Annotated in this window: 10 protein-coding genes; 4 read left to right on the top strand and 6 right to left on the bottom strand. The window is 71.3% G+C overall.

Annotation, left to right across the window (positions count from 1 at the left end):
• Nucleotides 1-224: 224 nt before the first annotated feature.
• Both ACG83_RS16685 and ACG83_RS16680 read right to left on the bottom strand, forming a co-directional pair.
• Nucleotides 225-2,885, bottom strand: coding sequence for a carboxylate--amine ligase/circularly permuted type 2 ATP-grasp protein (locus ACG83_RS16685; protein WP_054567074.1), 2,661 nt, complete (start codon nucleotides 2,883-2,885; stop codon nucleotides 225-227).
• A 704-nt stretch (nucleotides 2,886-3,589) separates the two neighbouring features.
• Entirely contained in the window at nucleotides 3,590-4,537 is a 948-nt protein-coding gene (locus ACG83_RS16680) for a LysR substrate-binding domain-containing protein (RefSeq protein ID WP_054567073.1), read from the bottom strand.
• 112 nt (nucleotides 4,538-4,649) lie between these two features.
• On the opposite strand from ACG83_RS16680, the gene ACG83_RS16675 reads away from it, so the two are divergent.
• From ACG83_RS16675 to ACG83_RS16660, 4 genes are all read left to right on the top strand, one after another.
• The gene (locus ACG83_RS16675; RefSeq protein ID WP_006539284.1) at nucleotides 4,650-5,210 is read left to right on the top strand and encodes a peroxiredoxin; all 561 of its coding nucleotides are present in this window, start codon (nucleotides 4,650-4,652) and stop codon (nucleotides 5,208-5,210) included.
• The gene (locus ACG83_RS16670; protein ID WP_054567072.1) at nucleotides 5,210-5,749 is read left to right on the top strand and encodes a carboxymuconolactone decarboxylase family protein; all 540 of its coding nucleotides are present in this window, start codon (nucleotides 5,210-5,212) and stop codon (nucleotides 5,747-5,749) included. Before ACG83_RS16675 ends, ACG83_RS16670 begins: the two co-directional genes overlap by 1 nt.
• A gap of 786 nt (nucleotides 5,750-6,535) precedes the next feature.
• Nucleotides 6,536-7,360: a FadR/GntR family transcriptional regulator gene (locus tag ACG83_RS16665; protein ID WP_054567071.1), complete on the top strand. Its 825-nt coding sequence runs from the start codon at nucleotides 6,536-6,538 to the stop codon at nucleotides 7,358-7,360.
• Between the two features lie 209 nt (nucleotides 7,361-7,569).
• Complete coding sequence (locus ACG83_RS16660) at nucleotides 7,570-8,208, top strand: hypothetical protein (RefSeq protein WP_054567070.1); 639 nt, start codon at nucleotides 7,570-7,572, stop codon at nucleotides 8,206-8,208.
• Here the strand turns inward: ACG83_RS16660 and ACG83_RS16655 are convergent.
• From ACG83_RS16655 to ACG83_RS46740, 4 genes are all read right to left on the bottom strand, one after another.
• On the bottom strand, nucleotides 8,154-8,720 hold the full coding sequence (locus ACG83_RS16655) for a hypothetical protein (RefSeq protein ID WP_083473292.1): 567 nt from the start codon (nucleotides 8,718-8,720) through the stop codon (nucleotides 8,154-8,156). The genes ACG83_RS16660 and ACG83_RS16655 overlap by 55 nt on opposite strands.
• Before the next feature lie 240 nt (nucleotides 8,721-8,960).
• Nucleotides 8,961-10,124 carry a dienelactone hydrolase family protein gene (locus ACG83_RS16650; RefSeq protein WP_054567068.1) on the bottom strand — a complete coding sequence of 388 codons (1,164 nt, stop codon included), beginning with the start codon at nucleotides 10,122-10,124 and terminating at the stop codon, nucleotides 8,961-8,963.
• Between the two features lie 266 nt (nucleotides 10,125-10,390).
• Nucleotides 10,391-12,337, bottom strand: coding sequence for a bifunctional diguanylate cyclase/phosphodiesterase (locus ACG83_RS16645; protein WP_054567067.1), 1,947 nt, complete (start codon nucleotides 12,335-12,337; stop codon nucleotides 10,391-10,393).
• A 214-nt stretch (nucleotides 12,338-12,551) separates the two neighbouring features.
• Nucleotides 12,552-12,743, bottom strand: coding sequence for a hypothetical protein (locus tag ACG83_RS46740; RefSeq protein WP_235497983.1), 192 nt, complete (start codon nucleotides 12,741-12,743; stop codon nucleotides 12,552-12,554).
• Nucleotides 12,744-12,787 lie beyond the last annotated feature (44 nt).

The following is a 12,787-nucleotide window of genomic DNA, read 5'->3' as shown; positions in this document are numbered from 1 at the left end:
GATCGGTCGGTCAGACGGTCGTTCTGCTCCCCCTCGGCCTGGTCCACGCATCCAGGTCACCGAAGTCACCGAAGTCGGCGAAGGTCACAGGTAGACGCGCGCCAGGTGCGATCAGTGGGTGACGCGGCGCCTACCGCGCCACCCACCTTCGTGGGCCGAGGTTTCACCACGATGACAGCGGTGTTGCTGTGCGCAACACCACAGTGACCCGAAGCCTCGGGGTGTCAGGACCGAAGCAGCCAGGTGTCCTTGGAACCGCCCCCGCGCGAGGAGTTGACGATCAGGCTGCCGACCGGTGCCACTCGGCTGAGCGCCGCCGGGGCGACGATCGTCTCCCGCCCGGCGTAGACGAAAGCCCGCAGATCCACCGCACAGGGCGCGAGCTCGCCGTCCACCCAGGTCGGGTGAGTCGACAGTGACACGACCTCCTGGCCGATCCAGCCCCGCGGGTCGGCCAGGATGCCCGCGCGGGCCTGGGCCAGCTCCGCGGGCTCGGCGGCCGGGCCGATCACGACACCGGCACCGCCGTAGCCGTCGACAGGCTTGACGACCAGCCGGTCGAGGTTCTCCAGGACGTGGTCGCGTTGGTCGGGGTCCCCGCAGACGTAGGTCGGGACATCGTCGAGCAGGGGCTGCTCACCCAGGTAATAGGTGATCATCCGGGCGACGAAGGCGTACACCACCTTGTCGTCGGCGACGCCGTTGCCCAGCGCGTTCGCCAGCGCCAGCGTGCCAGCACGGACGGCCCGCAGCAGACCCGGCCCGAGCGGCGCCCCGTCCGCGCCGGGCAGCCCGAGCAGCTCGTCCTCGTCAACCCGCCGGTACAGGACGTCGACACGCCGGCGCCGGCCCCGTCCACCCGGCACGGCGTACAGGATGTCGTCGTCGACCAGGATGTCCGTCGGGGTCAGCAGCGGCACCCCCATCTCCTCGGCGAGGAAGGTGTGCTCGTAGTAGGCCGAGTCCCGCGGCCCGGTGGTGAGCACGGCCACCGCGGGCTCGCCGTGCACCGCCGGCGGCGCCGCGGCGACCAGTGCCTCGTGCAGAAGTGCGGGCACCGTGCTGACGCTCAGGATGGCACCCGGCGGGCTGAGCTCGGGCAACGCCGAACGCGTCAGCTGCCGGGCCTCGATCGCGTAGGCGACCCCGGAGGGCACCCGCAGGTTGTCCTCCAGCACGAGCCATCCCCCGTCGCCGCCGCGGACGAGGTCGATGCCCGCCACCGTCGCCCGGGCCCCACCGGACAGCGGTGCGCCGTCGCGGGACAGCACCCGACCGGTGTGCCGCAGGCCCGGAGAGTCGTTGACCACCCACGGCGGGATGACGCCGTCGGCGACCGCGGCCCGTTCGGAGTACGTGTCGCGCAGAAAGGCCTCCAATGCCCGTACCCGCTGGGTCAGCCCGGCCTGCAGCCGCTCCCAGTCGGCCGCGGCGACGATCCGTGGCACCAGGTCAAACGGGAACGGGCGTTGCTCGCCGTCGACGCGGAAGACCACGCCGCGTTCCACCTGCTCGCCCTGCATGGCCTCGCCGCGCTCCGCGAGCACGGCCGGCCCCAGGCGTTCCAGGGCACGCGCGACGGCGCGGTACGCGGGCCGCACACCGTCCTCGACCGACATGACCTCGTCGAACCCGGCCGGCCGGTACTGGCCGAGGAGGGAGCGCGCGGCCCGGGCCGCCGGCGGCGGCAACGCCACGGCGCCACCGAAACCAGCAGCAGCACCACCAACACCAGCAGCACCAGCAATGCCGCGGGTGCCGACCCCGTCGAACGGATCCGTCGCCGCGGACGGCGACTCGCGGGTCTCGGTCAGCAGCAGGTCGGCCACATCCGTCAGCAGCCCGCGGCGGGCGTGGGCCCGGCGCTGGCGGGAGGCGGCGCTGCCGTGCCCGACCGCGGCTTCGGCCAGATGCCCCACCAGCTCCCAGTCTCCGAGCTGCTCAAGCTCGGGACGCACCTCGGCCAGCAGCCGCCGCAGCAGCTCCTCCGCCGGCACGCTGCCGGCGCCGGATGTGTCGACCAGGTCGCCCTCGATACCGGAGCGGGCCGCCCGCCAGGTGGCCGCCCGCAGCAGCTCGCCGCGGGGCGGTGGCGCCGGGTCGCCTGCCGTGATGGAGTCGATCGCCCGGCACACCAGCGCTCGGAACAGGCCGGCGATCAGGATCACGGTGTCCACATCCGGGCAGGCGTCGCAGATACGCAGCTCGACCGTGGGCAGATGCGCCGAGGGCCGGACGTCGAAATAGACCATTCCGGGGTCGCTGATGACACCGGTCTTGACCAGGTCCGCCACCAGCTGGTCGTATTCCGCGGCGGTCTGGAACGGGCCGGCGACGCCGGCGGTGGGCCATCGTTGCCAGACCATCGTCCGCATACTCGCGTAGCCGCTGTCCTCGCCGTTCCAGAACGGTGAGGAGGCCGAGAGCGCGAGCAGCATCGGCAGCCACGGTGCCACCCAGGAGGTGACCGCCATCGCCAGGTCCCGATCAGCCACGTCGACGTGGACCTGAGCGCCGCAGATGAGCTGCTCGCGGGCGAGGAGCTGGTATTCCTCCGCCATCTGCAGGTATCGCGGGTCCGGTGAGACGTCGTGGGCCTGGGTGGAGATCGGTACGGTTCCGGCGCCCGCCGGGCCCAGGCCGAGCGGCTCCGCGACGGCGGCGAGGCGACGACGCAGGTCGACCAGGTCCGCCCGCAGGTCGGCCAAGTCGGTGCACGGCCTGCTGTTCGTCTCGACGACGGACTTCAGCAGCTCCTGGGAGAACTGGTCGTCGGGGAGCCCCCGCAGTATCTCGGCGGCCCGCGGAACGAGTCGCCGCGTTTCGAGATCGAGGATGTGAAATTCTTCTTCTACACCGACCGCCGCAATCCGCGCGTCGCTCATGAATACCTACACTAGGGCCGACGGGTTACGGGGATATGTCCTGGGCGTATCACCGCTGCTCACCCGGGCCCGATTTATTCCGGGCGGGATGTCATGATTTGTCATGCCGCGCAGATGAATCCCACGCACGGGAATCCTCGGCTCCACGGGCACCCCGCGGCCTCGCCTGTTCACATCGGGCCTGTTCACAGTCGGCTCCGAACCTGTTCGGGCGCGGTCCACCACGCATGGCGGATTCCATGCGGGCCAGATCCGCGGACGGTCACCCTCCCCCCGCTGCACCGCGGGCAGGGACGACGCCTGCGTGCCGGCCAAGGCAAGCCGCAGCCACCGCCAGCACGCCTCCCCTACCCGCAGAGAACCAGTTTAAACCGTGACTAATCGCCCTAATCGCGCCTCGGATCGTCAGGCGGCCGATAGCGCCGCAGGCCCCGGGCAGCCACCCGTCCGGGGACGGAACGAGGACGGAACGAGGACGGAACGACCCATCGGTCACCATCCGAGTCCGACCGGCACGGGCCCACCAGGACGGCCGTCGGGATACGCGCCACGATCTCGATCGAGATCGAGATCGTGGGCCGGTGGCGGGAATCGGCACATCAGAAATCGCGACAACCGAAGACGTCGGCCGACGAGGCGAGAATCCGAAGGAAAACCACGCCGACGGAGACGAAATCCGTTGCCGGCGATACCCCTCGGATGCGTCAGGAACCCGCCGTCAGCGCGGCCGGTGTCACCGGCAGGCCGGTTCCCGGCAGCGCCGCGCGGATCTCGGCGGCGAGCAGACTCCATTCGGCCACCCGGGCGGACGTCGCCCGATACGCGAGCCCGATCCGGCGGCGGGGCGCCGGGGTGCAGAAGGTCGCCGTCGCGAGGCCACGCCCTGCCCCCACCTCGACGCCCACCGCGGCCGCGGGGACCAGTGTGAGCCCCAGCCCACCGGCGACCATCTGCACGATCGTCGACAGGCTCGCGGCACGCAACGCGCTGCGCTCCCGCGCCCCCGCCTCCCGGCACACATCGAGAGCCTGGGCCCGGAAGCAGTGCCCGTCCTCCAGCAGCAGCAGCTCCTGGCCACCGAGCGCGGCCACCGGCAGCCCGTCCCCGCCGGCCATCGGATGATCCACCGGTGTCACCAGGACGAAATCCTCGTCGTACAGCGGCAGCTCGGCGACTCCGGGCTCGTCGGTCGGCAGCGCGAGCAACGCCAGGTCGAGCGCACCGCCACGCAGCTCCTCCAGCAGCGCCGCGGTCTGGGCCTCCCGCAGCCTCGGGCTCGCCTGCGGCCGCTGGGCACGCAGCAGCGGAAGCAGACGGGGCAGCAGATAGGGCGCCACGGTGGGGATGACCCCGAGCCGGATATCACCCGACAGCGGCACCTGCGCACGCACCGCGACCTGCGCGATGTCGTCCACCGCCCCGAGGACCCCACGGGCCCGCGCGACGATCTCCTCCCCGACCGGCGTCAGCAGCACACTGCGGGTGGTGCGCTCGACGAGCTGGATGCCGAGCGTGCGCTCCAGCGCCGCCACCGCGCTCGACAGAGTGGGCTGACTGACGTGCAGCGAGGCCGCCGCCCGACCGAAGTGCCGGTGATCCGCCACACCCACCAGCGCCCGGAGTTGGGCGAGGGTGGGCTGAGGTTGAGCCATAGCCTCAAGCTATCAGATTCCCCAAATCTTTCGATTTCCCTTCTGAGTAGACGGTCGCAAGAGTGGAGCCCGTCGCCCCACCCCGGGGCACCAGAGACAGGAGATCGTTCGGATGCTGACCGTCGGCGACGTCTTCCCCGCCTACGACCTGACCGGGGTCGTCTCCCTGAACCCGGACACGGCGTTCGTGCAGGAGACCTCCAGCAGCCGTCCGGGCCAGTGGCGCGTCGTGTTCTTCTGGCCGAAGGACTTCACCTTCGTCTGCCCGACCGAGATCGCCGCGTTCGGCCGGCTCAACAGCGAGTTCGCCGACCGTGACGCGCAGGTCCTCGGCGTGTCGACGGACAACGAGTACGTCCACCTCGCCTGGCGGCAGAGCCACGAGGACCTGCGCGAGCTGCCGTTCCCGATGCTGTCGGACATCAAGCGCGAGCTGACCCAGGCCTGCGGCGTGCTCGGGGACGACGGTGTGGCACAGCGGGCGACCTTCATCATCGACCCGGACGGCGTCGTCCAGTTCGTGATGGTCACCGCGGGCAGCGTCGGCCGCAACCCGGCCGAGGTGCTGCGGGTGCTCGACGCCCTGCAGACCGACGAGCTGTGCCCGTGCAACTGGCAGAAGGGCGAGGCCACGCTCGGCGGTGGCAAGGCCCCCGCGGAGGTCGCGGCCTGATGGGGGTGGCTCGCCTTCGGGAGCTGCTTCCCGACTACGCCAAGGACATCCGGCTCAACCTCGGTTCGGTGACGTCGCAGTCCAACCTGAGCCCCCAGCAGCTGTGGGGAACGGTGCTGGCCTCCGCGATCGCCAGCCGCGGCCGCACCGCACTGGCGGAGCTGGAGGCCGAGGCCCAGGCGTTCCTCACCCCCGAGGCCGCGACCGCCGCCCGCACCGCCGCGGCGCTCATGGCCATGAACAACGTCTACTACCGGACGATGCATCTGCTGGAGGACAAGGAGTACTCCAGGCTGCGGGCCGGGCTGCGGATGAACGCCATCGCCAACCCGGGCGTCGACAAGGTCGACTTCGAGCTCTGGTCGCTGGCCGTCTCGGCCGTGAACGGCTGCGGTATGTGCCTCACCGCCCACGAACAGGAGCTACGCAAGCGGGACGTCTCCCGGGAGGTCATCCAGGACGCGATCCGGGTGGCCTCGGTCGTCCACGCCGCGGCGGTGACCATCGAGGCACACGAACAGGTCGCCGCGGCGACCTGACACAGGCCCAGCGGCCCACCCGGAAAGAACGGCCGGCGCAGCCGGCCCTGCAGGACGGCAGGCCCTGCAGGACGGCAGGCCCTGCAGGTTTGCCTGAGGCCGGCATCAGGTTCGCATGAGGCCCGGCGTCGCGGTGGCACCGGCCGCGACGCCGGGCCCGTTCGCGTTCCGCAGCACATCAACGGCCACCGCCCCGGGCGCGACACGCCGACGACGGAGGCACTCTGAGTGCCGCGACGCGCCGAGAACGGAGTGGCTACCGAAATCGTTCTCCGATCCGGGCAGCCACGCAGCGCGACCCTGTGTGATTGCGTGGCTTCGGCGGCGACGTCGCCGAAGCCACTCGGCCATCGGCCGCCCACAGTCGACGAATGCCGGTCGGCATGTGGATCCGGGGCCGGGCACTCTCCCGGGAACGCACCGGGAGCCGGGCGGCGACCACTGCGATCTCGCCACTTTGAGTAACGACGCGGCCGTATTACGCCAAGCCATTTGTGGTTTACACCGTGGTCTGATTCTCCCCAGCCCATCCAACCCAGTCCATCTGATGCCACAATGCAACTTCACAAGCACGCCTTGTAGTCAGGGCCTTGTAGTCGTCGTCGGGTTTCGATCGCTCGGCGCCCACGGTGGTGTCCGCCAGGCCAGTCGGACGTCATCGCGGGCGCGCCAGAACCTCCGGCGCGGCCGTTGCTCAACGACGAGCGTGGACATGGACACCGCCAATGCGGCCGGCCGCGTCAACCCGCGGATGCCGGTGGCATGAGGAACTGGGGGAGCACCGTCATGGCGTTACTGAATCCGGCCAACATCAGTGCAGTGCGCGGGGGGCATGCGCTGCGCGTACCCCGGCGCGGCAGCGAATCCGCCACAGCGGGAGCAGCCGACGGAACAGGCGCCGGGTCGGCAGGCCCACCGCGCATCGGCCCGCTGCCCGAGAACAAGGTCGGGCAGCAGGTGCGGGTGCCCAAGACCGCCGAGCTCGTCGCAGCCCAGCTCCGCCGCCAGATCGTCCGCGGCGAACTCGTCGAAGGCGACGCACTGCCCCCCGAAGCCGTCCTCATGGAGCAGTTCGGCGTCTCCCGCCCCACCCTGCGCGAGGCGTTCCGCGTCCTCGAATCCGAAGCGCTCATCTCCGTCCGCCGCGGCGCCCACGGCGGTGCCCGCGTCCACACTCCCGACGGCCAGGTCGCCGCACGCTACGCGGGCCTCGTCCTCGAACACCGCCACACCACTCTCGCCGACGTCCACACCGCCCACACCCTGCTCGAACCCGCGGCCGTCCGCCTGCTTGCGACCCACCACACCGACGCCACGCTCACGGCCCTGCACACGGCCCTCACCCACCCCGACCCCGCCCACTTCCACCACCAGCTCCTCGAGCACGCCGGCAACCAGACCCTCACCATGATCGCCGGGATGCTCCGCCACATCCTCGACACCCACACACCACCCCCGCACCCCGCGCCTCACAACCACCACGACCACACCCACCTGCTCGACCTCATCGCGCACCACGACCCCGACGCCGCCGAAACCCACTGGCGCACCCACATCACGACCACACCCACCCAGCCCCCCACCATCGTCCTAGACCTTCTGGGCGAGTGACGATGCGGCGGCGGCCCCGCTGTGTCCCTGACCGGGCACTCTGGGCGCGCCGCCAGGCATCGCCTGTCACCGAACGGGAAGCAAAGGTGACGGAACCGGCAGAAAAACCGACCGACCGGCACAGACGGGTAGGGCGGGAAACGTAACTGACAACAAGCTTTCATCAACCCTGATGGTTAAAGCTCCCGCTCCGGGTTAGCGTGTGCGCCATGCCGCTGTCGGGACTTGCCTGGCAGACTCTCCCGGACGCGGGGGCGTTGGCCCTGGTAGATACCAGCTCACGGCGGGCCGCCGCGCTCGCCCGTCCCCATCCCCGTGAACTACCCATGATCGACGTCGTCGACATAGAGCGACTCGTCGTGGCATGGCTGTCAGTTCAGACCAGATTTGCCGCCGAGCAACAGCTCGTCGAACGAGTGGAGGATGACCCCCATCGCACGATGACAGCACTGTCCTGGCTGCTGGCGATGTGGACGGTCACGATCCACCTGCGGACGGGGCGCCCCCCGGCCGCGGTGGTCGCCGCTATGACCTATCGCCAGGTATGGCGTAGCCCGGAGGCTCCGAACTCGGAGCGGGTCTGGGAGACGTTGACCGATCGAATCAGGTTGGGCACGCTGGCGGCGCTGACGTCCGACGCCGGTTCCGCGGTCGAGTTCCGCGCCCAGGTCGACAGCCCGCGCGGCATGGCCGCCGTCATGTTGCGCCATGCCCTCGGCGTGATGGCCAGCCTCGCCGAGGACATGCGAATGATCGGAGTCGACCCTCAGGACATGGCCGGCACGCTTGCCCTCTACACCATCGACCCGGATGGTCCGACCGCGCCGTGCTTCCGCCCGCTGGCCTGAGCAGGCAGGGCCCGGGCCGCACCACCCCGCGTGGCCGCCCGCCCGATGATCAGGCCGGCGGCAGCTCCCCAGGAGGGCTTGGCGATGCGCCCGCGCCCGTTCCGGCTGGCGCCGCGTGCCACGGCGCCCCGCCCGCCGCCGATCCGGGCGGCCGCGGGTACCCGCCTGGCACGCGGCGCACCCACCGACGACCTGGGCGCGTCATGCGCCGCCGCACCGGTCGCGCCCGTCAGGTCAGTCGTGCCGGACTCGGGTGGCGCGAGGGCAGCGGCCCGGCCGGCCGCCTCCGGGCCGTCGATGTACACGGCGCTGGTCATCCCGCCGTGGCCGTGTATCGCCAAAAGTGACTGCATCGACGGGTAGATGGCGACGGATCCGTGGTCGGAGTTCCACCACAACACGCAGGTGCCGTCCGGAGCCTGCACTCCGTAGGCCACCGCCCCGGTGCCCGAAACTCCGGACACGTCTACCTCTCGCTCCAGGTGAAACCGCCGGATCTGGCGAGCGGACATGCTGGTCGACCTCCTCGCGGGTCACATCGCCGTACCGCTGGACGCTGCCCGCCACACCGGCGACGACCGGCCAGCCGCCGGGAGAGTCGGCACCGGCCGGTCGGGTCACCGTAGCCGCCGTGATCGGGGGCGGTCATCTGATTGGCCTTCCACGACGGTGGCATCGCCGTCGCTCGACGCGTCACCGCAGGTGAACGGCAGCGTAGCGGCTGATCAGACCACAGACGTTTCCTGCCGGGCTCAGCTCGCCACGCGGAGCTCGCCTTCGGGGTGGCGTTCTGCCGCCGCCACGGTGAGATAGCTGTCGTAGCCCGGCACGCCGGCCAGCCGGCTCTCCAGAAAAGCCACCGTGTAGTAGGTGGCCAGGCCGTGCGCACGGTCGATGTCGATGGCCGGTGGTCGGCAGGTCAGCTCCTCCGTCACCTCCAGCCGGACGCGCACTCCGTCCTCGACCTCGTGCCCGCGGGCCGCCGCGGCCTGCGCGCAGATCTCGGTGAACGAGTTGTGCGTCCCGCCCGCCACCGTGACCAGGTAGCGCGGGTGCGCGCCGGTGAGCTCGTCGAACGCACGTCTCGCGTTGCGCTCGAACGGAACCGCGCCGTCCAGACGACCGCCGATCAGAAGGGCCGGTACCCGAACGCGGCCGAGCAGCCGCGCCGGGACGACCTCGGTGGCCGGGGCGATGCCGACCACGGCCCGCACCCGGGGGTCGGCTGGCGCGCGCAGGAACCCGACCGTGGAGACGACCGAGGTCAGACCGCCGAAGGAGAAGCCGACCACCCCGATCGCATCGGCCCGGACGATGCTGGAGAGCGGGCAGTCGTCATCGGTGAACGCGCTGATGACGTTCGAGACGTCCACCGACCGGTCGCTGGCCAGCTCCACCAGTGGTGCCTGCCGGCCCTCGGCAGCCTCGATCATGGTGTCGCCCGGATGGTCCGGCGCGGCCACGACAAAGCCGTGCGTCGCCAGCGCCTCGGCGAGATAGGCGAGCTGCACCCGGCTGCCCGCGCTGCCGTGCGAGATCACCACCAGCGGGAAACGGCCGGGCGCGATCGTCCTCCCCTGCAGGGCGACCCGTGACGGCACCGCGATGTCGGATGCCACCGGGTAGCGGGCGGCGCCGTCCCGCGGTCCTTCGGCGGCAGGCGTCGGCCCCTTCCAGGTCGGGTACCAGACCGACGTCGTCAGGGTGCGGTCGGGGCGGTCGGGGTTGGGCACGATCAGGGTCTGGTAGCCCACCGCATACGGCCCTGGCTGGTCGGGGGGCGGCGCCTGGTCAGGCGGCACCTGGTCGGGTCGCGACCGCACAGCCGCCGCGGCAGCCGGCGGAGGACGGCCCGCCGGCGCGCTGTCGCCGGCGGGCGGCGGCCCGGAGGTGACCAGCAGTGTTCCCCCCAGCACCGCGGCTGCCGCTGCCCCTGACCAGACAGACCCCGTCGAGGGCGGCCATCGGAACGGGCGACCCCCACGCGCGGAGAACGCCCGGGAGCCCAGCCGGGCGCGCCGCGACGGCGCCGTTCCCGACACCCCAACCACAGCTCTGACACTACGCACAGCGACCACTCCGGAGCGACCGGATCAGCGAAACCCGTGCGTGCTCCAGAGTGGTCCGAAGCGGCCCGGAACGGTCCCGCGAGGCCATGGTTACCTGGTCAACGGTGGCCCGGTCAGCGACGGCCGCCCAGGCTCATCACCGTCGTGACGTCATCCCCGTCCGGACCACCGAGCAGCTCGGTCAGGCGCCGTGGCCGTCCGACGTGATAACCCTGCGCAATCCCGACACCGATGTCGAGCAGTGCCGACGGCAGCGTGGCACGGTCGACGCCTTCCGCGATCACGATCATTCCTGCCGACCGTGCGATCTGGACGACCGCCTCGACCAGGGCCCGATCGCGCGGACTGGTGTCGATGGTGCGAACAAGCCCCGTGTCGATCTTGACCGCCCACAGCGGAAGGTTCCGCAGCGCCGTCACCGCCCCGGTGGTCATCCCGAAGTCGTCGAGCAGGACCGCGCAGCCAGCCGCGCCGAGCTGCTCGGCGAGGCGCCGCGCGGCATCCGGATTCGCCACCGCGGCGCTCTCGGAGATCTCCAGACCCAGGCGGGAGGGGTCGACACGACCATCCCGCAAGGTCGAGAGGACGAAGTCACCGAAGGCCGGATCCCGCAGTGAACGGGCCGCGAGATTCACGTAGAGCCGCCCGGACAGTCCGCTGAGCAGTGCGTTCACGGCGCGCAGCACGACCCAGCGGTCAAGGTGCAGACCGAGGTCGGTGTGCTCGGCGGCAGCCAGGAAGCCGCGTGGGCCCAGCTCGGGCCAGATCCCGTCCCGCAGCCGGGAGAGCAGCTCGAAGCCGATCACCTCGCGGCTCGCAAGGTCGACGACGGGCAGGACGTCCAGCGACATCTGGCCGTTGTCGAGCGCCGCCGCCACCCTGCTGGTCACCGTGACCCGCAACGCCGCCTCGTCGTACTGCTCACGGGTGAACAGCCTTGCCCGGTTGCGCCCCACCCGCTTGGCCTCCCGCAGCGCGAGGTCCGCCCAGGCGAAGGCGGCCTCGCTGCCGGCCGCGAGCTCCAGCGGGACCACGCCGATGCTGACGGTGGCCTGCACCGCGACCTCCTCGGCCGCGGCGGTGCGGGCGGCGACCGCGGCGCACAGGCGTTCGGCGATCGCGAGGCCCTCGTCTCCCCCGCCCTCGCGCAGGAGGACGGCGAACTCGTCCCCACCGAGGCGCCCGAGCACGGTGTCCGCCGGCAGTTCCTCCCGCAGCAGGCCGGCCACGGCACGGAGCACGGCGTCGCCCACCGAGTAGCCCTGCAGATCGTTGACGTCGGCAAGATGATCGACGTCAAGCAGGAGCAGCGAGCCCACCGCGGTCTGGACGCCCGTGGTCCGGATCTCCAGGTCCTCCGCCATCGCGTACCGGGTGAGCAGCCCGGTCAGCGGATCGGTGGACACCCCGGCCGCCGCCGCTGCCCCGACCTCGACCGCCGCTCCACCATCCGGCGCGGCTCCACCATCCGGCGCTCCGTCAGACGGCGCGGCTCCGTCAGGCGGCACCACCTCGCCCGCACCGGGCAACATCACTTCACCGGACGACCCGGCTCCGTCGCCCGGTGCGCCTGCGCTTCCCAGCGCGCCCGCACCACCCGGCCCAGCTGCACCGCCCGGCAGGCCGACGCCGTCCGCGGGATCATCCGGATCCCGCGTCGGAACACCCGGCGTGGCGTCGACGGCCGTGCCGGCAGATCCGGGTAGCAGGCCGAGGCTGCTCGCCACGGCCTCGTCCGCCAGATCCACGATCTCGAAGAGCAGCAGCTCCGAGGGCTGACCCGCGCTCATGTCACGGCAGGTGATCCGCAGCAGATGCGACGTTCCGTCGACCGCGGTCCAGTCGGCGACCGCCGGTGGGGCACCTGGATGCAGCCCGGTGAGGGGCAGCCCGGCTTCGGCGACCGCGAGGCGGGACTCGAACGGCGAGTCCGGGTCACGCGTGCCGGTGACCAGCTCGACGAGCGCGTCGTTGACCCACGCCACCCGGCCGTCGGCGGTGACGATCAGCATCCCGACCGATGACGCAGCCGCGGCCAGGCCCGCAACCCCAGCGATCACCGCACCTCCCGTACCGCGCCGCCCGGAGTGCGCAGTCTAATGTCCACAACACCCCGGTCTGTCGGTCACCGCGCCGTGTCGGCCATCGCCGCGATCCACCCGCTGGCTCGAGTCATCAGCGATCACGACCAGGCCACTCCGCACGTAACCCACCCGTAACAAATTCCGTGATCCGCATCACATCTCGCCGGGGAAGGAACTTCGAAACTCCTGGTCAGAGTGTGCCGAGAACGCGGGTTATCGAGATCTCCAGGACGACCCGTTCCGGGTTCACCCGCGGGGCCCGGTACCGCTCGGCGTAACGACGCACCGCCTCGGCGACCGCCGCCGGATCGTCCCGGACGACCGCCAGCCCCTCGAGGGTCGACCACCGAGGCCCGTCGATCTGACACACCGCCACGGGCACGCCAGGCGCCGATCGCGGCCGTGACGCATCCCGGCCCGACTCGT

This window comes from Frankia sp. R43, assembly GCF_001306465.1.
In the GTDB taxonomy this organism is placed as follows: Bacteria; Actinomycetota; Actinomycetes; order Frankiales; family Frankiaceae; genus Parafrankia; species Parafrankia irregularis.
This window is presented reverse-complemented; position numbering and strand designations above follow the sequence as displayed.